The sequence below is a fragment of the Streptomyces sp. NPDC001315 genome, assembly GCF_042896175.1.
GTDB lineage: Bacteria > Actinomycetota > Actinomycetes > Streptomycetales > Streptomycetaceae > Streptomyces.
The window spans coordinates 1,219,871-1,239,546 of the sequence record NZ_JBIAWZ010000001.1 but is presented as its reverse complement, the minus strand read 5'-3'; the positions used below and the strand labels follow the sequence as shown (position 1 = coordinate 1,239,546).

21 protein-coding genes and 1 riboswitch are annotated in these 19,676 nt (G+C 71.1%); of the genes, 10 read left to right on the top strand and 11 right to left on the bottom strand.

Translation table 11 applies throughout. From position 1 onward, the window contains the following. Positions 1-49 precede the first annotated feature (49 nt). Positions 50-1,045, top strand: a complete 996-nt coding sequence (locus tag ACFY16_RS05480) for a 2-hydroxyacid dehydrogenase (protein WP_390645747.1) — start codon at positions 50-52, stop codon at positions 1,043-1,045. On the opposite strand, the gene ACFY16_RS05475 is transcribed toward ACFY16_RS05480, so the two are convergent. Continuing rightward, complete coding sequence (locus ACFY16_RS05475; RefSeq protein WP_390645746.1) at positions 997-2,892, bottom strand: anthranilate synthase family protein; 1,896 nt, start codon at positions 2,890-2,892, stop codon at positions 997-999. The genes ACFY16_RS05480 and ACFY16_RS05475 overlap by 49 nt on opposite strands. Before the next feature lie 98 nt (positions 2,893-2,990). Continuing rightward, complete coding sequence (locus tag ACFY16_RS05470; RefSeq protein ID WP_071528813.1) at positions 2,991-3,047, bottom strand: trp operon leader peptide; 57 nt, start codon at positions 3,045-3,047, stop codon at positions 2,991-2,993. A 105-nt stretch (positions 3,048-3,152) separates the two neighbouring features. On the opposite strand from ACFY16_RS05470, the gene ACFY16_RS05465 reads away from it, so the two are divergent. Then, entirely contained in the window at positions 3,153-4,505 is a 1,353-nt protein-coding gene (locus ACFY16_RS05465; protein ID WP_390645745.1) for a class II 3-deoxy-7-phosphoheptulonate synthase, read from the top strand. A gap of 134 nt (positions 4,506-4,639) precedes the next feature. Continuing rightward, positions 4,640-4,891, top strand: a complete 252-nt coding sequence (locus ACFY16_RS05460) for a bacterioferritin-associated ferredoxin (protein ID WP_390645744.1) — start codon at positions 4,640-4,642, stop codon at positions 4,889-4,891. Between the two features lie 29 nt (positions 4,892-4,920). On the opposite strand, the gene bfr is transcribed toward ACFY16_RS05460, so the two are convergent. After that, positions 4,921-5,400: a bacterioferritin gene (gene bfr / locus ACFY16_RS05455; RefSeq protein ID WP_390645743.1), complete on the bottom strand. Its 480-nt coding sequence runs from the start codon at positions 5,398-5,400 to the stop codon at positions 4,921-4,923. Between the two features lie 173 nt (positions 5,401-5,573). Here bfr and ACFY16_RS05450 point away from each other — a divergent pair, with 173 nt between their 5' ends. Then, positions 5,574-6,206, top strand: a complete 633-nt coding sequence (locus ACFY16_RS05450; RefSeq protein ID WP_390645742.1) for a sulfite oxidase-like oxidoreductase — start codon at positions 5,574-5,576, stop codon at positions 6,204-6,206. Between the two features lie 3 nt (positions 6,207-6,209). Here the strand turns inward: ACFY16_RS05450 and ACFY16_RS05445 are convergent, their stop codons facing one another. From ACFY16_RS05445 to thiO, 6 genes are all read right to left on the bottom strand, one after another. Further along, positions 6,210-6,707 carry a DUF4396 domain-containing protein gene (locus ACFY16_RS05445; protein ID WP_390645741.1) on the bottom strand — a complete coding sequence of 166 codons (498 nt, stop codon included), beginning with the start codon at positions 6,705-6,707 and terminating at the stop codon, positions 6,210-6,212. Between the two features lie 76 nt (positions 6,708-6,783). Next, positions 6,784-7,662, bottom strand: coding sequence for a deoxyribonuclease IV (locus ACFY16_RS05440; protein ID WP_390645740.1), 879 nt, complete (start codon positions 7,660-7,662; stop codon positions 6,784-6,786). Positions 7,663-7,720: 58 nt separating this feature from the next. Beyond that, complete coding sequence (gene pknB / locus ACFY16_RS05435) at positions 7,721-9,652, bottom strand: Stk1 family PASTA domain-containing Ser/Thr kinase (protein WP_390645739.1); 1,932 nt, start codon at positions 9,650-9,652, stop codon at positions 7,721-7,723. A 199-nt stretch (positions 9,653-9,851) separates the two neighbouring features. Then, entirely contained in the window at positions 9,852-10,646 is a 795-nt protein-coding gene (locus ACFY16_RS05430; RefSeq protein WP_390645738.1) for a thiazole synthase, read from the bottom strand. A 3-nt stretch (positions 10,647-10,649) separates the two neighbouring features. Next, positions 10,650-10,862: a sulfur carrier protein ThiS gene (gene thiS, locus ACFY16_RS05425; protein WP_390645737.1), complete on the bottom strand. Its 213-nt coding sequence runs from the start codon at positions 10,860-10,862 to the stop codon at positions 10,650-10,652. Then, on the bottom strand, positions 10,859-12,025 hold the full coding sequence (gene thiO / locus ACFY16_RS05420) for a glycine oxidase ThiO (protein WP_390645736.1): 1,167 nt from the start codon (positions 12,023-12,025) through the stop codon (positions 10,859-10,861). Before thiO ends, thiS begins: the two co-directional genes overlap by 4 nt. Then, a riboswitch (TPP riboswitch) is annotated at positions 12,023-12,134 on the bottom strand. It overlaps the preceding gene by 3 nt. Positions 12,135-12,186: 52 nt before the next feature. Between thiO and ACFY16_RS05415 the strand changes: the two genes are divergently transcribed. From ACFY16_RS05415 to ACFY16_RS05390, 6 genes are all read left to right on the top strand, one after another. Next, positions 12,187-12,585, top strand: a complete 399-nt coding sequence (locus ACFY16_RS05415) for a hypothetical protein (protein WP_390645735.1) — start codon at positions 12,187-12,189, stop codon at positions 12,583-12,585. Between the two features lie 32 nt (positions 12,586-12,617). Beyond that, a complete protein-coding gene (locus ACFY16_RS05410; protein WP_390645734.1) occupies positions 12,618-13,859 on the top strand; it encodes an NAD(P)/FAD-dependent oxidoreductase in 1,242 nt (413 codons plus the stop codon). A gap of 56 nt (positions 13,860-13,915) precedes the next feature. Then, positions 13,916-14,281 (top strand): helix-turn-helix domain-containing protein, encoded by a 366-nt coding sequence (locus ACFY16_RS05405; protein WP_184895167.1) that lies wholly within the window; start codon positions 13,916-13,918, stop codon positions 14,279-14,281. Positions 14,282-14,394: 113 nt separating this feature from the next. Further along, positions 14,395-15,054, top strand: coding sequence for a thiamine phosphate synthase (gene thiE / locus ACFY16_RS05400; RefSeq protein WP_390645733.1), 660 nt, complete (start codon positions 14,395-14,397; stop codon positions 15,052-15,054). Between the two features lie 174 nt (positions 15,055-15,228). Beyond that, positions 15,229-16,152: a methylenetetrahydrofolate reductase [NAD(P)H] gene (gene metF, locus ACFY16_RS05395; protein WP_390645732.1), complete on the top strand. Its 924-nt coding sequence runs from the start codon at positions 15,229-15,231 to the stop codon at positions 16,150-16,152. Positions 16,153-16,208: 56 nt separating this feature from the next. Next, the gene (locus ACFY16_RS05390) at positions 16,209-17,180 is read left to right on the top strand and encodes a hypothetical protein (protein WP_390645731.1); all 972 of its coding nucleotides are present in this window, start codon (positions 16,209-16,211) and stop codon (positions 17,178-17,180) included. A 15-nt stretch (positions 17,181-17,195) separates the two neighbouring features. Here ACFY16_RS05390 and ACFY16_RS05385 read toward each other — a convergent pair whose 3' ends face one another. Further along, positions 17,196-18,707 carry a phytoene desaturase family protein gene (locus tag ACFY16_RS05385; RefSeq protein ID WP_390645730.1) on the bottom strand — a complete coding sequence of 504 codons (1,512 nt, stop codon included), beginning with the start codon at positions 18,705-18,707 and terminating at the stop codon, positions 17,196-17,198. Positions 18,708-18,788: 81 nt separating this feature from the next. After that, positions 18,789-19,403, bottom strand: a complete 615-nt coding sequence (locus ACFY16_RS05380) for a DUF4126 domain-containing protein (RefSeq protein ID WP_390645729.1) — start codon at positions 19,401-19,403, stop codon at positions 18,789-18,791. Positions 19,404-19,676 lie beyond the last annotated feature (273 nt).

Sequence of the window (19,676 nt, the reverse complement as noted above, 5' to 3'; positions counted from 1 at the left end):
GGTTATGGGTCGTATATTCGGCCCATAGCCCAGCAGAACGGGAGAAGTCGTGGAGATCCTGGCCTTCGGTGTGCAGGCCGACGAGAAGCCCCTGATCGAGCGGGCCTTCCAGGGCCACGACGACGTCCACTGCCTGGCCGTCTTTCTCGACGAGGACACCGCACCCATCGCGGCCGGCCATGAGGTCGTCTGCACCAGCGTCAACTGCGACCTCGGTCCCCGTGTCCTGCAGACCCTCGCGGCCGGCGGGACGCAGATGGTCGCCCAGCGCTCCACCGGCTTCAACAACATCGACCTCCAGGTCGCCGAGCGGCTCGCCATGACGGTCGCCCGGGTGTCGTACTACTCGCCGTACTCGGTTGCCGAGTTCGCCTGGACCCTCGCCATGGCGGTCAACCGGCGCATCGTCCGCGCCTCCACCCGCACCCGGGACTTCGACTTCCGCCTCGACGGCCTGATGGGTCGCGACATGTACGGCCGCACCGCCGGGATTCTCGGCACCGGCAAGATCGGTGAGGCGTTCACCCGGATCGCCCACGGCTTCGGCATGCGGCTGCTCGGCTGGGACGTCGCCGAGAACCCGGCCTGCGTGGAACTCGGCATGACGTACGTCTCCAAGGAACAGCTCCTCGCCGAGTCCGACCTGGTCACCCTGCACGTTCCGCTGATGCCGGAGACCAGGAACCTCATCGACGCCGATGCCCTGAAGGCGATGAAGGACGACGCGATCCTGGTCAACTCCAGCCGCGGCGGCCTCGTCGACACCGCGGCCCTCGTCGCCGAACTGCGCGAGGGCCGCTTCACGGGCGTCGGCCTCGATGTGTACGAGGCGGAGGCGGGCCTGTTCTTCCTCGACAAGTCCCTGGAGGCCATCGAGGACGACACCCTGGCCCGCCTGGTCACCTTCCCGAACGTCCTGGTCACGTCCCACCAGGCGTACTACACCGCGGACGCCTTGGGCCAGATCATCGAGGCCACGGTGAAGAACGTCCTCGACTACAGGGCGGGCCGCCGCTCGGAGAACGTGCTCGTGCCGCGCAGCTGACCGACCAGCTCCCGTACGACGGCGGCACCGTTCAGCGTCAGCACCGACTCCGGGTGGAACTGGACCCCGGCGAATCCATGCCCGCGTACGGCGTGCACCTCCCCGGTCGCGCCGCGGCTGACCTCGATGCCGTGCGCGGCCAGCTCCGTGAGCGCCTCCTCGTCGCAGCGCGCCACGAAGCTGTTGTAGAAGCCGACGGTCTCGGCCCGCCCGAACAGGTCGATCTCCGTCTGCGCGCCCTGGTACGGCACCTCCTTGCGTACGATCTCCAGCCCCAGCTCGGCCGCGATCAGCTCGTGCCCGAGGCAGACACCGAGGACGCCGTGCCGGTGCTCCCGGATCACCCGGGCGGTCAGCTCCCGCAGGAACCGCATCTTGGGGTCGGCGAGGTCGGAGGGATCGCCGGGGCCGGGACCGAGGACGACCGGCCCCTCGTGCGCGAGCACCGCCTCCCGCAGCCCCGGCTCGTCGTAGCGCCGGACGGTCACCTCCAGCCCGCTCGAGCGCAGCACGTGCGCGAGCATCGCCGTGAAGGTGTCCTCCCCGTCGACGACCAGGGCGTGCCCGCCGAGCTCGTCCGACCGCTCCTGCATCCGCAGCCAGAACGGCGCCAGCGACGCCCGCCGCCCGTCCAGCGCGGCTCGCACCCGGGGGTCGTCCGCGAGCCGGGGCCGCGCGTGCTCCTCGCGCGGCCGGGACGGACGTACCCCCAGCGCCGCCAGCACCCCGGCCGCCTTGGCATGCGTCTCCGCGACCTCGCCCGCCGGATCCGAGCCCCGGACGAGCGTGGCACCGACCGGCACTCGCAGGTGCCCGGCCGCGTCGATGTCGGCGGTGCGGATGAGGATGGGGGAGTCGAGGGTCTGGGCCCCGCCGGCGTCCCGGCCGATCAGCGCGAGCGCGCCCGCGTAGTAGCCGCGTCCGACACCGTCCCGCCCGAGGGGCTCGTACCGCTCGATGACCCGGCAGGCGTTCTGCACCGGAGAGCCGGTGACCGTCGCCGCGAACATGGTCTCCTTCAGGACCTCCCGCACATCCAGCGACGACCGGCCGCGCAGCTCGTACTCGGTGTGCGCGAGGTGCGCCATCTCCTTCAGACGCGGGCCGACGACGACCCCGCCCATGTCGCCGACGGTGCACATCATCTTGAGCTCCTCGTCGACGACCATCGACAGCTCCTCGATCTCCTTGCCGTCGGCGAGGAAGCCGAGCAGGTGCTCCGGCGTCGGGCCCGCGTCCGGGTAGCGGTACGTTCCGCTGATCGGGTTCATGACGACCGTGCCGCCGGACATCCGCACGTGCACCTCGGGACTGGCACCGACCAGCGTGCGGTCCCCGGTGTGGACGACGAAGGTCCAGTACGCGCCCCGCTCACCCTCCAGCAGCCGGCGGAACAGCGCGAGGGCGTCGGCGCGTGCGAATCCGGGGAGCTCACCCGTGTACGTGCGCCGGATCACGAAGTTCGCGCCTTCGCCCCGCCCGATCTCGTCCCGCAGCACTCGCCGGACGATCTCCGCGTACTCCTCGTCCTCGACGTCGAAGCCGCCGTTCTCGACCCGCACGTCGTGCGCCGGCAGCTGGGCCAGGGCGTCGGCGAGCGGGACGGCGTACGTCTCCTCGGGTGTGAGGAACACCAGCGGCGTGCCGTCGTCCCGCACGTCGAAGCCGCGCTCCCGGATCTGGCGGAAGGGGACGAGCGCGAGCCCTTCGCCGGGGAGGTCGGCGAGGCGGTCGTAGGTGCCGACCGGGCCGAGCAGCACCTCCACGACGGTGTCGTCATGGCCGGGGGTACGGCGGCGCAGCAGGGCGAACGGGCGGGGATCGTCGAGCAGGTCGAGCAGCTGCATGGGTCCGTGTCCTTCTCGGGAGGAGGAACGGCCCAGGTCTCGGAAAACACTGAAGGCCGCCCCTCGGGCGGCCTTCGCGAAGTCTTGCGTACGCGCAGTCAGTGGGCCGCCGGATGAGCGGTCCACCACCAGTTCTGGGTCGAATGCGCGAACATGGGCTGCACCTTACCCCACGCACTCGCTCCACGGGTGCGCTCGACACCGTCTCACCTGTCGAGCCGGGCGAAAACGACTCGACACGACCCCGTAATGTTGAGGGCGTGACCGTGAACGCTAAGACCAGCGCGAGCGCTGGCAACACCTGGCGAGACCTGCCCGCGGCGCAGCAGCCCGAGTACCCCGACACCGAGGCTCTGCGCGCAGTGATCGCGGAGCTCGAGTCGTATCCGCCGCTCGTCTTCGCGGGCGAGTGCGACCAGCTGCGCGCCCGGATGGCGGCCGTCGCCAAGGGAGAGGCGTTCCTGCTCCAGGGCGGCGACTGCGCCGAGGCCTTCGACGCGGTGTCCGCCGACCACATCCGCAACAAGCTCAAGACCCTGCTCCAGATGGGCGCCGTGCTCACGTACGCCGCGTCCGTGCCCGTGGTGAAGGTGGGCCGCATCGCCGGCCAGTACTCCAAGCCGCGCTCCAAGGGCACCGAGACCCGCGACGGCGTGACGCTGCCCACCTACCGGGGCGACTCCGTCAACGGCTTCGACTTCACCGAAGAGGCCCGCGTCCCGGACCCCGAGCGCCTGAAGCGGATGTACAACGCCTCCGCCTCCACGCTCAACCTGGTGCGCGCCTTCGCCACCGGCGGCTACGCCGACCTGCGCCAGGTGCACGCCTGGAACCAGGACTTCGTGAAGTCGTCCCCGTCCGGGCAGCGCTACGAGCAGCTCGCCCGCGAGATCGACAACGCGCTGAACTTCATGCGGGCCTGCGGTACGGACCCTGAGGAGTTCAAGACCGTCGAGTTCTACTCCTCGCACGAGGCGCTGCTGCTGGACTACGAGTCCGCCCTGACCCGGGTCGACTCGCGCACCGGGCAGCTGTACGACGTCTCGGCGCACATGGTGTGGATCGGCGAGCGCACGCGCCAGCTGGATCACGCGCACATCGAGTTCGCGTCGAAGATCCGCAACCCGATCGGCATCAAGCTCGGCCCGACGACGACGGCCCAGGAGGCGCTGCAGTACATCGAGCGCCTCGACCCGGACCGTGAGCCGGGCCGCCTCACCTTCATCGTGCGGATGGGCGCGGACAAGGTCCGCGACAAGCTGCCCGAGCTGGTCGAGAAGGTCACCGCCTCCGGCGCGACCGTGGCCTGGGTGACCGACCCGATGCACGGCAACACCTTCGAGGCGGCCTCCGGCCACAAGACCCGCCGCTTCGACGACGTGCTCGACGAGGTCAAGGGCTTCTTCGAGGTCCACAAGGGCCTGGGCACCCACCCGGGCGGCATCCACGTGGAGCTCACCGGTGACGACGTCACCGAGTGCGTGGGCGGCGGCGACGAGATCTTCGTCGACGACCTGCACCAGCGCTACGAGACGGCCTGCGACCCGCGTCTGAACCGCAGCCAGTCGCTCGACCTGGCGTTCCTGGTCGCGGAGATGTACCGGGACCAGTGACGATCCTGCCTGTGACAGGGGCGTGAAGTGGGGCGCGGATCACATACGATCCGCGCCCCCTCCCACTTTTGTGACCCCTGGGCGACGGGTAAGGTTAGGTTAGCCTTATTGATCTCGGCGGGAGGTGAATCCGCGTGTTCGTCTGCAGCTGCTTCGGAGTGACCGAAGCGCAGGTCCAGCAGCATGCGGACAACGGCGCCTGTACACCCCGCCAGATAGCCTCCGCCTGCAAGGCCGGCACGGACTGCGGCTCCTGCGTCCGTCGTATCCAGGCGATCCTCGGCCGGGGCGCGTGTCCGCGCCGGGAACTGGCCGACCAGGGCAAGCCGGTGCTGGCGGAGATCGCGGAGGTCGCGAAGACCGCGCGCCTGGACGAGGCGGCCTAGCTCGGGCCCGGCTCGGTACCGGCTCGGGCCTAGCTCTCCGGCTGCTCGATCAGCTGGGCCAGGTAGAGCGCCTCACCGAGCTTCTCCACCAGCTCCAGCTGGGTGTCGAGGTAGTCGATGTGGTGCTCCTCGTCCTCGAGGATCGACTCGAAGATGTTCGCGGACGTGATGTCGCCCTTCTCGCGCATCACCTTGATGCCCCGCCTGAGGCGGTCGATCGCCTCGACCTCGACCTGCCGGTCCGCCTCGAACATCTCCTTGACGGTCTGGCCCACCCGCACGTGGAACAGCCGCTGGTAGTTCGGCAACCCCTCCAGGAACAGAATCCGGTCGGTGAGCACCTCGGCGTGCTTCATCTCGTCGAACGACTCGTGCCGCGTGTACTTCGCGAGCTTCGGCCAGCCATTGTTCTCCTGCATCTTCGAGTGCAGGAAGTACTGGTTGATCGCGGTGAGCTCGCCGGTGAGCTGCTCGTTCAGGAACTCGATGATCTCGGGGTCGCCCTGCATCGCGCCAGGCTCCTTCCATGTGGGGAACTGGGGAGGTTGCGGCCGCATGATTGCACCGGCGCCGAAGATCGTCCAGTAAGTGCGTACTTAGTAAGTAGTGCACGCTTAGTGCTGTTTGTCTGTTTCGTACTCCCTGGTCATGTGCACTGCCCGGGGTCTGTCAGGATGGAGACATGGGTCATCCGGTGGAGCGCGAATCTGGAGAAGCGGCACGGTCCGAGCTTCCGCCGGGGCAGCGACTGCAGCGCGGCTGGCCGGTCACGCACTACGGGCCGGTGCCCAAGTTCCGGCCCGAGCGCTGGGAGTTCAGGGTCTTCGGGGCCACTGCCGACGGTGAGAAGCACTGCTGGAACCATGAGGAGTTCACGGCCCTGCCGTACACCACCGTCGTGGCCGATCTGCACTGCGTCACGAAGTTCAGCATGCTCGGTGCCGAGTGGGGCGGCATCCCGGCCCGCACGATTCTCGAGATCGCCCCGCCCGCGCCGGCCGTCACCCATGCGATGGTGTGGGCGGAGTACGGCTTCAGCTCCAACCTCCGTCTGGAGGACTTCGCCGCCGAGCGCACCATCTTCGCCACCCACAAGGACGGCGAACTGCTCACCGCGGAACACGGTTTCCCGCTCCGCCTGGTCGTCCCCCACCTCTACGCCTGGAAGGGCCCCAAGTGGGTCCGCGGTGTGGAGTACATGACGGCCGACCGCCGCGGCTTCTGGGAGGAGCGCGGCTATCACAACATCGGCGACCCCTGGCAGGAGCAGCGCTACTCGTACCAGGAGAAGCCCGGGGACGGCCCCGAGCTCTGACGGTCAGTGGTGGTACTGATGCACCACCGCGTGGCCCTTGCCGCAGCCGATCATCCACTTGTTGACGGGCACGGTGACCACGAAGGCGATCACCAGTGAGCTCGCCAGCGAGCCCCAGAACAGCAGGTCGCCGAGCGTCGCGTCCATCGCCTCCGGCCACAGCACGATCACGCCGTTGTCGATCAGCTCCATCACGGCGATCGACAGTGTGTCCGCGGCCAGCGCCACCCGGAAGGCGGTACGGAACCCGACGCCGGCCCTCAGTACGCCGCGCAGGGTGAACGAGTAGCCGAAGAAGAACGCCAGGACGATCGCCAGGACCGTGGTCCCCGCGTTGCCCCAGCCCAGCGCGGTGCCGATCACCATGCCCAGCACCTCGCCGATGGCGCACCCGGTCAGGCAGTGCAGGGTGGCCTGGACGGCCATGGACCAGGTGGCGCCGGTCATGGCGCCGGCCATGGTGTCGGCCGTGTGGTGGTGTGCGTGTGCCTCGTGCTGCATGAGTGCCCCCAATGCCGGTCTACGGTTCCTGCGTCGAGCAAGAACCGTATACCCCCCAGGGGTATTCCGGAACGGGTCAGGAATCGCGGAGTTTCTTCAGCCGCTCCACGTCCGCCGCATGGCCTTCCTTGCCGCCCGGCGTCTCGATGATCAGCGGGACGCCCGCCGTCGCGGGGTGCGTCATGAGGGCCCGGAACGGGTCCTCGCCGATGTGGCCGGAGCCGATGTTCTCGTGCCGGTCCTTGTGCGCGCCGACCACGTCCTTGGAGTCGTTGGCGTGGATCAGCTTCAGCCGGCCCTCGCCGACGGTGTCCACCAGCAGGTCGAGCGTCTGGTGCATGCCGCTCGGCCCGGTCAGGTCGTGGCCCGCCGCGAAGATGTGGCACGTGTCCAGGCACACGCCCAGCTTCGGATGGGCGTCCAGCGCCTCGAAATACGGCCCGAAGTCCCAGGTCCGGGAGCAGAGCGAGGCGCCCTGACCGGCCGTGGACTCCAGCAGGAGGTACGGGTCGTCGTCGTGGGTGAGCTCCTCGAGCAGCGGCAGCATGTGCTCCCGCACCTGCTTCAGGGCCACGGACCGCTCCCGCCCGCCGGTCGCGCTCCCGGTGTGCACGACCACCCCGAGCGCGCCGATCTCCCGCCCGCGGCGCAGCGAGTGCCGCAGGGACTCCACCGACTTCTGCACGGTCGCCTCGGTGTGCGAGCCGAAGTTGATCAGGTACGGGGCGTGCACATACGCCGGGATCGACTCGGCCGCGCACACCGCGCGGAACTCCTCGTCCTGCCGCGGGTTGCCGGGCGGCGTGGCCCAGCCGCGCGGGTTGGCGACGAAGACCTGCACGGTCTCCGCCCTCAGGTCGTGGGCGTACGTCAGCCCCACGGAGCTCAGGCCGCCGGCCACGGGGACGTGACCGCCGATCGGGTTGCGAGAGGGACCGGACTGCTGGTTTTTCACCTGTTCAGGGTGTCATGCGGCCCGGCATGCCCTCGCACGGGACGTCCGGCGGCTCCGGTCACCGGATCGTGATCGTGACCGTCGACCCCTTGGGCGCCATGTCGCCGGCCTTCACCGACTGCTTCTTGACGGTGTCGCCGAAGAGACCGAGCAGACCCCGGTCCTCCTCGACCTTGAAGCCGGAGGCCTCCAGCAGCTTCTTGGCGTCGTCGACACCGGCGCCGACCACGTCCGGGACCTCGACCATCTCCGGCCCCTTGGACACGGTCAGCGTCACCGTGTCGCCCTCGGCGGCCTGGCTGTCGGCGTCCGGAGTCTGCGCCGCGACCTGCCCGGCGTCGTACTCGGAATTGACGCGCTCGGCGGCGATCTTCACCTTCAGGCCCGCGTCCGCCAGGTCGGCCTTGGCGTCCGCCAGGTCCTCGCCGGTGACGTCCGGCACGTCCACCGGACTGCCCTTGCTGACGGTGAGGGCGATCGCCGAACCCGCGTGCCGGGTGGTGCCCGTCTCCGGGTCCGTGCCGATCACGAAGCCCCGGGGGACGTCGTCGCTGAACTCCCGGGTGACGAGACCCGGCTCCAGCCCGCTGTCCTTCAGCACGGCCCTCGCCTTGTCCAGCCGGTAGCCCGCCAGGTCCGGCACCTTCACGGTCTCCGGGCCCTTGGAGATGGTGAGCGTCACGGAGTCGTGGTCCCGGATCCGCTCGCCCGGCGCCGGGTCCGTGCCGATGACCGTGCCGCGCTTCACGGTGTCGCTGTAGGCCTGCTTGACCGTGCCGACCTCGAGTCCGGCCGCCTCCAGCCGGTCCTTGGCCTGCGCCTCGGTCTTCGCCAGCAGCGGCGGGACCTCGGTGAACTGGCCGGAGTTGATGTACCAGACGCCCGCGCCGACGCCGAACACCACCAGGACGGCGGCGATGATCGTGGCGAGCCGCTGCCGGGACCGGCCGGATCGCCGGCGCGGCGGGAGCGGCGGCGGGCTCTCCAGCCGACTGGTGCGGTTGAACTCGGCTTCGGGCTCTTCGTCCTCGTTGACGGGCAGCGGCCGGGGCACGGTCAGCGCGCGCGGGATGACGCTCGTACGGTCCTCGGCGTTGTCGTGCGCCGACGCGACCGCCTGCGGCGGCACCGCGTCCAGTTGGCCGGGGCTCAGCGCGGCACGCGCCTGACGGACCTGCGACAGCAGCTCCACGGCGTCGTACGGCCGGACGTCCGGAGTGCGCGCGGTGGCCGTCGCGACCAGCTCGTCCAGTTCGTACGGCAGCCCCGGCACGACGGCCGAGGGCGGCGGCACGTCCTCGTGGAGGTGCTTGTAGAGCACGACGGCGGGAGAGTCCCCCTCGTGGGGCCTGGCGCCGGTCAGCATCTCGTACAGGACGACACCGCATGCGTACACGTCGACGCGGGGATCGGCCGTGCCGTGCTCTATCTGCTCGGGCGCGAGGTAGGAAACGGTGCCCAGCACCGTCCCCGTGGTGTTGGTGACCGTGTCCACGGCACGCACCAGACCGAAGTCGGCGACCTTGACCCGCCCGTCGTCCCCTATCAGGACGTTCTCGGGCTTCATGTCCCGGTGCACGAACCCGGCACGGTGGGCGGCGCCCAGCGCGGCCAGCACCGGCTCCAGGATGTCCAGGGCGGCGCGCGGCTGCAGCGCCCCCCGATCGCGCAGTACGTCGCGCAGGGTGCAGCCGGCGACGTACTCCATGGCGAGGTACACGTACGACCCGTCGTTCCCCTGGTCGAAGACCTGGACGACGTTGGGGTGCGCGAGCCGGGCGACGGACTTCGCCTCCCGGATGAACCGCTCGACGAAGGAGCCGTCCACCGCGAGCGTCGGATGCATCACCTTGAGCGCGAGGACGCGGTCCAGGCGGGTGTCCACGGCCCGGTAGACCGTGGCCATCCCGCCGACGGCGATCCGCGCGTCGACGCGATACCGGCCGTCGAGCACCTGCCCGACGAGGGGGTCCTGAAGGGTCGTATCCACGCAGGCGAGTGTACGAGCCGAGACTGACACCCCCCGCTGGTTCACCCGAGATCGGGGCGGTACTGCAGCCGACCTGTGACGCTTCCCACGATCCCGCAGCCGCCGACGGCGAACGGCCCCCGCGCGAAAGGTCCACTTCGCAACCCACGGTGTCGGTGGTGCGCGCGCAGGAGACAGGCGGCGGGACAGCGCAGGGCGACTAGAAAGCAGGCCGTTCCGGATCCAACCTGGCCAGCCCCGCCACCGGAGACGACGCCTCCGCGAAGTGCCGCCGGGGAATCCGCCCCGCTCGGTACGCCAACCTCCCCGCCTCCACCCCGTTCCGCATGGCGGCAGCCATCAGCACCGGCTCCTGCGCCCGCGTCACCGCCGAGGCGAGCATCACACCGGCACACCCCAGCTCCATCGCCAGCGCCACATCCGAAGCCGTACCGGCCCCGGCATCAAGAACCACCGGCACGCGCGCGTGCTCGACGATCAGCTGGAAGTTGTGCGGATTGCGGATCCCGAGCCCGGACCCGATCGGCGACCCGAGCGGCATGATCGCGGCGCACCCCACGTCCTCCAGTTTCCGCGCCAGCACCGGGTCGTCATTCGTGTACGGCAGCACCGTGAACCCGTCGTCCACCAGAGTCTCCGCGGCGTCCAGCAGTTCGATCGGATCCGGCAGCAGCGTCCGCTCGTCGGCGATGACCTCCAGCTTGACCAGGTCGGTGCCGAGCGCCTCCCGGGCCAGCCGTGCCGTCAGCACGGCCTCACCCGCGGTGAAACAGCCGGCCGTGTTCGGCAGCACCCGGATCCCGAGCTTCTCCAGCACCGACAGCACGGACCCGTGCACGGACGGGTCCACCCGCCGCATCGCGACCGTCGTCAGCTCCGTGCCCGAGGCGACCAGCGCCCGCTCCAGCACGTCGAGGCTGGGCGCACCGCCCGTACCCATGATCAACCGGGACGAGAAGGACGTACCACCGATGACAAAGGGGTCGTCGGCCATGGGTCAGCCTCCTTGGACGGCGGTGAGGACTTCGACGCGGTCTCCCTCGGAGAGGGCGGTGGCCGACCACTGCCCGCGCGGGACGACCGTCTCGTTGAGCGCGGCGGCCACGCCGGACGGCGCCGCGGTGAGCGTCCGGACGAGGGTGTCGAGAGCCGTGCCGGGCGCGATCTCCCGGGGCTCCCCGTTGACGGAGATGGTGACGCAGGTGTTCATACGGGCTGCTCCGTGAGTGCGGCGGCGGTGAACCGCCGGGGTGTGAAGGGCCGGGCCTCGTCCGGCAGCGAACCGGTGGCCAGCGCGTGGACCAGCACGTCACCGGTGACCGGCGTGAGCAGCACGCCGTTGCGGTAGTGCCCGGTGGCCAGCAGCAGGCCGTCCAGCCCGGTGGGGCCGAGCAGCGGCGCGTTGTCGGGGGAGCCGGGACGCAACCCGGCCCGGGTCTCCGTGAGCGGCAGCTCCGTGATCCCCGGCACCAGCTCGTGCGCGTCGCGCAGCAGCTCGTACACGCCCCCCGCCGTCACGGTCGTGTCCCAGCCCAGCTCCTCGCTCGTCGCCCCGACGACCAGCTCGCCGTTCTCCCGAGGCACCAGGTAGACCTGGCTGCCGCGCACCACGGCCCGCACGGTCCGGCTCAGGAAGGGCGCATACCGCTTCGGCACGGTCAGCCGCACCACCTGCCCCTTCACGGGCCGGACGGGAGGCCGTACGTCCTCCGGGACCCCCGCGAGCCGCCCGCTGAGGCTGCCGGCCGCGAGCACCACCTGCCCCCCGCCCAGCGCCGTGCCCTCGCGGGTGACGATCCCCGCCGCCCGCTCCCGCTCGACGGTCAGCCGCTCGGCCCACTCCCGGTGGAAGACCACGCCCGCCCGCTCGCACGCGGCCACCAGGGCGGCCGCCAGCCGCCGCGGGTCGATCTGATGGTCGCCGTCGACCCGGAGCCCGCCGCGCACACCCGGCGCGAGCATCGGCTCCAGACGCCGGCAGTCCCGCCCGGACAGCCACTCGGAGTCCAGACCCGACTGCCGTTGCAGGGTGTGAAGTTCACGCAGATGGGCGCGGTCGTCGGCGTCCAGCGCCACGGCGAGCGTGCCGCAGCGGCGGTAGCCGAGGTCGTGGCCGGTGAGGTCGGTGAGCTCCGCCGCGAAGTCCGGGTAGCGGCGGGCCGAGGCGAGGTTCAGGCCCAGCAGGGTCTGCTCGCCGAAGTGCAGTTCCGTGACGGCGGCCAGCATCCCGGCCGCCACCTGCGCGGCCCCGCCCCCGGGGTCGGGATCCACGACGGCCGTGGCGAACCCGCGCTGCGCGGCCCGCCACGCCGTCACGAGTCCGATGATTCCGCCCCCCACGACGAGGACGTCTGGCGTACGCGTAGGCGACATGGGCGTCCAGCCCCTCCCTTCGCCGGCATGACCCGGATCAGGTTCGTACGGTCGGAGGCCGCCAGCCTCCCTCTCAGCCCGGTGCGTCCGGGCTCCCGCGAGTGCTTTACGTTGGCCACCCTAGCCCGATGCCGTAAGTCTCAGTAAGGGAGCCTCTGCCCATGGCTCGTTCGCTCGACGGACTCGTCCTCGCCCCCGTGGCCGACCAGGCCCCAGGTCAGGTGGGTACGCGCACCCGGTTCACGTACCACGAGAAGGACGGCGAGATCTGGGCCGAGTACGCGGGCGGCGACGTCGTGCGCGGGCAGTTGGTGGGTACCCGGACGGATGACCGGCTGGACTTCCGGTACGTGCAGCTCAAGCATGACGGCAGCACGTCGTCCGGGCACTGTGTGTCGACGGTCGTCGAACTGCCCGACGGCCGGGTGCGCCTGGAGGAGGCCTGGGAGTGGGAGTCGCAGCCGGGCAGCGGGACGAGCGTGGTCGAGCAGGTGACCGAGCCGGTCGTCGCGCGGGTGACCGAGGCGGTTGTGGAGCAGGTCACCGAGCACGCCCCCTGACTGACGAATTGTCAGTTGTCTATGGTGATCAGGTGAGTGAGCAGACGCAGCAACGAGGCACGTCGGCGGAGCGTCGCGTGGTCGTGGTCGGCGCGGGCATGGCCGGGGTGCAGACCGCGGTCGCCCTGCGGGAGCAGGGCTTCACCGGCACGGTGACCGTGCTCGGCGCGGAGCCCCACCAGCCGTACGACCGTCCCCCGCTGTCCAAGGCCGTCCTGCTCGGCACGGCCGAGGGCTCCGCCTTCGACGTCGACTTCGAGGCGCTCGGCATCGAACTGCGGCTCGGGCTCGAGGTGCTGGGCGCCCGCCCCGGCGACCACGAACTGGACACCGCCGAGGGGCCTGTGCCGTACGACGTCCTCGTCCTCGCCACCGGTGCCGAACCGATTCGGCTGCCGGGCGCGGAGGGCGTTCCCGGCGTGCATCTGCTGCGCACCCTCGACGACGCCGAGCGGCTGCGGCCCGTGCTCGCCCTGCAGCACGACGTCGTGGTCGTCGGCGCGGGCTGGATCGGCGCCGAGTTCGCGACGGCCGCGCGGGAGGCGGGTTGCTCGGTCACGGTGGTCGAGGCCGCGGACCGCCCGCTCGCCGGCGCGCTGCCCGCCGAGGTGGCCGCCCCGATGGCCGCCTGGTACGCCGACAGCGGCGCCGAGCTGCGCACGCACGCGCGCGTGCAGCGCGTCGAGTCCGGCGTGGTGGTGCTCGACGACGGCACGCGGCTGCCCGCCGGCGCGGTCGTGGTCGGCATCGGCGCCCGCCCCGCGACGGACTGGCTGGCCGGCTCCGGCATCGCCCTCGGGGCGCACGGCGAGGTCGTGGCCGACGGCCACCTGCGCACCTCCGTCCCGGACGTCTACGCGGTCGGCGACTGCGCCTCCTTCCCTTCGGGACGGTACGGCGAGCGCCTGCTGGTCCATCACTGGGACAACGCCCTCCAGGGTCCGCGCACGGTCGCGGCCAACATCATCGGCGACGCCACCGGCGAGATCCCCGTGGTCTACGACCCGGTGCCGTACTTCTGGTCCGAGCAGTTCGGCCGCTTCGTCCAGTACGCCGGCCACCACGCCGCCGCCGACACGACCGTGTGGCGGGGCGACCCCGCCGGTCCCGCGTGGACCGTGTGCTGGCTGCGCGAGGGCCGTCTGGTCGCACTGCTCGCCGTGGGCCGCCCGCGGGATCTGGCCCAGGGCAGGAAGCTGATCGAGGCCGGTACGGCGATGGACGCCGGGCTGCTCGGGGACCCCGCGAGGCCGCTGAAGGCGGCGACGGCGTAGCCCGCAGGGGGCAGTCCGGCTACCCACTGTCAGTCCGGGATGGCAGTCTTGAAGGCGTGACCGAGATTGACGCAAAGATTGATGCTCTCGTCCCCGCCTGGCTCACCCTTCCCGACATCGCCGAGATGCTCGACGTCGAGGTGACGCGTGTGCGGCAGCTGGTCAAGGAGGGCCAGCTCATCGCCGTACGCCGTGGCGAGAACCGGGCGCTGCACGTCCCCGCCGCCTTCATCGACGGGGACAAGGTCGTCAAGGGCCTGACCGGGACCCTGACGCTCCTGCGGGACGACGGCTTCTCCGACGAGGAGATGCTGGAGTGGCTCTTCACCCCCGACCCGAGCCTGCCCGGCACCCCCGCTCAGGCCCTGAGCGAGAATCGCGGCACGGAGGTGAAGCGCCGCGCCCAGGCGCTCGCCGTCTGACGCACTGATCCGAACGACCGTCCGACGTACGGCCGCGGCCCACGACCGTGGTGCACCGCGGCCGTACGCCACCGAACACCCGCCCCCGCCGGGGGCTCCGGGGGGACACACGCATGCCCGACACCGCTGCCGCCACCGCACGCGCCGCGCTCGCCGACGCCCGCCTCTACCTCTGCACGGACGCCCGCAGGCGCCAGGGCGACCTCGCCGAGTTCCTGGACGCGGTCCTCGCCGGCGGAGTCGACATCGTGCAGCTGCGCGACAAGGGCATGGAGGCGGCCGAGGAACTGTCCCACCTCGAGGTCCTGGCCGACGCCTGCGCCCGCCACGGCAAGCTGCTCGCGGTCAACGACCGCGCGGACGTCGCCCACGCCGCCGGAGCCGACGTGCTCCACCTCGGCCAGGGCGACCTCCCGGTCCCCGCGGCCCGCGCGATCCTCGGCGAGGACGTCCTCATAGGCCGCTCCACGCACGCCGAGGCCGAGGCGGAGGCCGCCGCCGTCCAGGAGGGCGTGGACTACTTCTGCACCGGCCCCTGCTGGCCGACCCCCACCAAGCCCGGACGTCACGCTCCCGGCCTCGACCTGGTCCGCCACACCGCCGGGCTCGGCACCGACCGCCCCTGGTTCGCCATCGGCGGCATCGACCTCGGCAACCTCGACGAGGTGCTCGACGCGGGCGCCCGCCGGGTCGTCGTCGTACGGGCGATCACCGACGCGGACGACCCCGGTGCGGCGGCCGCGGAGTTCGCGAAGCGCCTGCGGCAGGCGTGACGCCTCCGCTGTCCGCCCCACCGTCGTCCGTCGCTCTCTGTTGCCGCTCGTTGCCGTCCGTCGCGGTCCGCCACCGTCCGTCGTCCTGTCCAAGGGGTGGACAACAAGTCGACAATTCGGGCAAATTTCCTGCATTCGGTTGGGTGACCGCCGCACCCTGGCTAACCTGCGGGTATGGCCCTCGGAACCGCATCCACCAGGACTGACCGCGCACGCACTGTGCGTGACATGCTCGCCACCGGCAAGACGGTCCACTCCTTCGAGTTCTGGGCCCCGAAGACGGAGAAGGGCGAGCGCAACCTGTGGAACGCGCTCCGCAGGGTAGAGGCCGTCGCCCCGGACTTCGTCTCCGTGACGTACGGCGCCGGCGGCTCCACCCGCGCGGGCACCGTGCGGGCGACCGAGCAGATCGCCGCCGACACCACCCTCACCCCGGTGGCCCACCTCACCGCGGTCAACCACTCCATCGCCGAACTGCGCAACATCATCGGCCAGTACGCCGACGCCGGGATCCGCAACATGCTCGCCGTGCGTGGCGACCCGCCCGGTGACCCCATGGCCGACTGGGTGCCGCACCCGCAGGGCCTGACGTACGCCGCCGAACTCGTCCACCTCATCAAGGAGTCGGGCGACTTCTGTGTGGGCGTCGCCGCCTTCCCGGAGATGCATCCGCGCTCCGCCGACTGGGACACGGACGTCGCGCACTTCGTCGACAAGTGCCGGGCCGGCGCCGACTACGCCATCACACAGATGTTCTTCGAGCCGGAGTCGTACCTGCGCCTGCGCGACCGGGTGGCGGCGGCCGGCTGCGAAACTCCGGTGATTCCCGAGGTCATGCCGGTGACCAGCGTCAAGATGCTCGAGCGGCTGCCGCAGCTCAGCAACGCCACCATCCCCTCCGGTCTGAAAGAACGGATCCTCACAGCAAAAGACGATCCGACCGCTGTACGCTCCATTGGCATCGAATTCGCCACGGAGTTCTGTGCTCGGCTGCAAGCCGAGGGAGTGCCCGGACTGCACTTCATCACGCTCAACAACTCCACGGCGACGCTGGAAATCTACGAAAATCTGGGCCTGCACCACCCACCGCAGGCCTAGACCGGCCGCACCCAGATACGACACACTGCGTAGCGGCCACTGGGAGAGGGGCGTACATGGGCTGGACGGTCCTCTACATCGCGTTCGGCGTCGTCGCGCTGTGGCTGCTCGGCGAGGTGCTGCTGCAGTACAAGGCGCGGCTCCGCTGGCGGCTGCTCGCGTTCGTCGGCTTCCTCGTCGTCGTGCTCGGTGTGCTCATCCCGTCCGTGATCGTCATCGGACTGGGCGCCGCCGCCTTCGCGGTCGGCCAGACCTACGTCACGCTGTCGTTCCGGCGCGGCTTCGCGGCCGGCTGGGCGGTCAGCCGCCCGGACGCCGAGAACGGCGGCACCAAGCGCCGCCGCGGCAAGGCGGACCGCCAGGACCCGACCCTCGAGGTGTCCGACCTCGAGGCCGCGGATGGTGGCTTCGCCGACGACGGCACGTACGCCCAGGGCAGGCCCGCGCACGGCCAGGACGACGAGTACGACCGCGACGACGTGTTCACCCCGGCGCGCCCCGCCGAGCCCACGGCCGCCGAGACCACCTCCGTGTACGAGCCGCAGCCCCTGCCCGACGACACCGGCTCCTACGGCATATACGGCGACAACTCCTTCGCCGCCGGCACCGATTCGTCCTACGCCGCCACGGCCCACCCCCAGGACCAGTACGCGACGGCCGCCCAGGGCACCGACCAGAGTTACGCGTACGACGGCTACTCCGGCTACCAGCAGTACGGCTACGACACGACCGGCCAGCAGCAGTACGCCGCCTACTCCGACCCGTACATCGGCACGCAGACCTACGGCGGCGCCTCGTACGACACCACCTACGGCGGCCAGTACGGCCAGCAGGACTACGGCCAGGGCCAGTACGGCACCGGCACGTACGGCGGCGAGACCCCGGCCGGCGGGGTGTGGGTCCCGCAGCAGCGCACCACCGACGACCCCTACGGCGGCGAACTCCCGCCGGAGCAGCAGTACCCGTACCAGGGCGACGGACAGCAGCAGGGCAACGGCAACGGCTTCGACGAGCAGTACCGCTTCTGACGGCCTACGGGGCCGTCACTGCGAGCCCCGGAAGTCCGGCCCCTCCACGATCAGCCCGGCGACCAGCGCGCCCGACATACCGGTGTGCGGGAGACCGCCGCCGGGATGCGACCAGCCGCCCACGCGGTAAAGCCCCGGCAGCGCGGCGACGTTCGCCGGGTGGAGGAAGCGGCCGTGACCGGCGGCGAGCGCGGGAGCGGAGAGGCCTCCGAACCCTGAGCCCGTCTCGTCGTCGGTGTCGTCGGGTGTGTGCGTCTCCCGCCACAGGAGACGCTCGCGCAGACCGGGCACAGCTGTCTCGGCGGCCCTGACGAGCAGGTCCGCGAACCGTTCTTCGGTGCCCTCGACATCCCACTCGATCCCGGGCGGCAACACGGCCGACAGGACCACGGACTCGTGTTCCTCGTCGGGGCGCAGGGCGGGGTCGTCCGGCCGCAGCACCGTCACGGTGGGCCGCGCCGGCTCTTCCGTGCGGTCGCGGAGGAAGTCCAGCTCAGCCGTGCGGTCGGGGGCGTGCACGATCGTTCTGTGGACCGCACCGGGCTCGTGCTGCCCACGCAGCGCCAGAAACACCGTGAATCGTCCGGGCTGGTACCCGTCCATGCGCTGAGGCCGCACGTCACCGGCTTCGTACAGCTGATGCTCGGTCATGGAGCTCAACCGATCGGGCCCCACCCCCGCCACGACGTGGTCCGCCTCCGCCACCGACCCGTCGGCCAACTCGACCCCGGCGGCCCGTCCGTCCTTCTCCAGGATCCGTGCGACCTCGGCGCCGAAGACGAACTCGACCCTCCGCGCCACGCACCGCTCGTACACCGCGCGCGCCAACTCCCTCATGCCACCGCGGACATACCACGTACCGAAGGCGTGCTCCATGTACGGCAGTACGGCCGCGCTCGCCGGGGTGTCCCGCGGGTCCAGGCCGTATGCGAGCGCGTGGCTCTCCAGGAGCGCGGTGAGCCGGGGGTCGCGCAGCTCCCACGCGCCGATCTCGGCGAGGGTGCTCGCCCGCCGGGTGCGCAGCAGCCGCTTGTGCGGGACCGCCGGATACGGCTCACGCTCGGCCAGCACCGACCAGTCGGACCACAGGGGCTCCTCGAGGAGCGGTCGGCGCGTGCGGTCCCAGGCCTCGCGGGCCCGTACCAGGAAGTCGCCCCAGCGCTGCCCGGCATCCGTCCCGAGCGCCTGGTCCAGGGCCGAGACGACGCCCGCGCGGGAGGCGTTCGGCAAGGACACCGTCGTGCCGTCCGCGAAGACGTGCCGCGAGGACGGGTCGACCTGGACCAGCTCGACGCACTCCTCCAGCGGCTCCCTGCCGGTCTTGACGAACAGGTCGCGGTAGACCGCGGGCACCGACAGCAGCCCGGGGCCGGTGTCGAAGGAGAAACCGTCCCGCTCGAAACGGCGCACCGCACCGCCGTACGTCTCCGTACGCTCGTACACCGCCACCCGGTGGCCCGCGACGGCCAGCCGGGCGGCAGCCGCCATCGCGCCCATCCCGGCGCCGATCACCGCAATCCGTGCCATGCCTGCGACTTTATCGACCCCCGCTGACAGTCCCGGCCGCGGGCGGTCGGTCCGGCTCCTGTCCCGGCCGCGGGCGGGGGGTCAGTCCGGCGGTCGTCCCGGGTGCGCGGCCAGCCGTCGCTCCTCCCGCCGCTGGGCCCTGCGGCGCAGGAACCGCCGGATCCGCGAGACCAGCAAGAACACCGCGACCAGCCCGGCCAGCAGCAGCGCACCCGCGATGATCGCCGCCGGCAGCGGGTGGAACATCGCGAACGTGACGATCCCGCCGACCCCGAGATCCTCGGCCATGCTCACGATCACGTTGCTGAACGGCTCCGGTGAGGTGTTCACGGCCATCCGCGTTCCGGCCTTGACCGTGTGGCTGGCCAGGGCCGTCGAGCCGCCGATCAGACCCGCGGCCACATCCGAGAGCGAACCGCTGTGCCCGGCGAGCAGCGCCCCGACCCAGGCGCCCGCGACCGGCCGGACCACCGTGTGCACCGAGTCCCACGCCGAGTCCACGTACGGGATCTTGTCGGCGACCGCCTCGCACAGGAACAGCGCTCCGGCCACGGCGAGCACCTCGGGCCGCTGCAACGTCTCGGGGACGTCGTCGCTCACCCCGGTCGCGCCGAAGACGCCGAGGAGCAGTACGACGGCGTAGGCGTTGATGCCGCTGGCCCAGCCGCTGGTGAACACCAGAGGGAGTACGGACACGTCCGCGATCGTAACCACTCGGCAACCGTGCGTCCTGGGCACGTGTGCGCAGGGCTGAGTATCCGTACCTAGGGAGTGAGATGAGTACGCGCGCGGATGGGCCACGACCTGCGTGAACGAGAGAGTGGAGACACGGAAAGGGGCACGGTGCCGGTACCGCCGACACGGGGCGGCGGAACGGCCCGGCCCTCGACCGCTCCTTCCGTCGGCCCGGTCGGCGGGAGCGAGGCACGGGGGAACCCGGGGGACGACCGAACGGGGGCCCGACGGGGG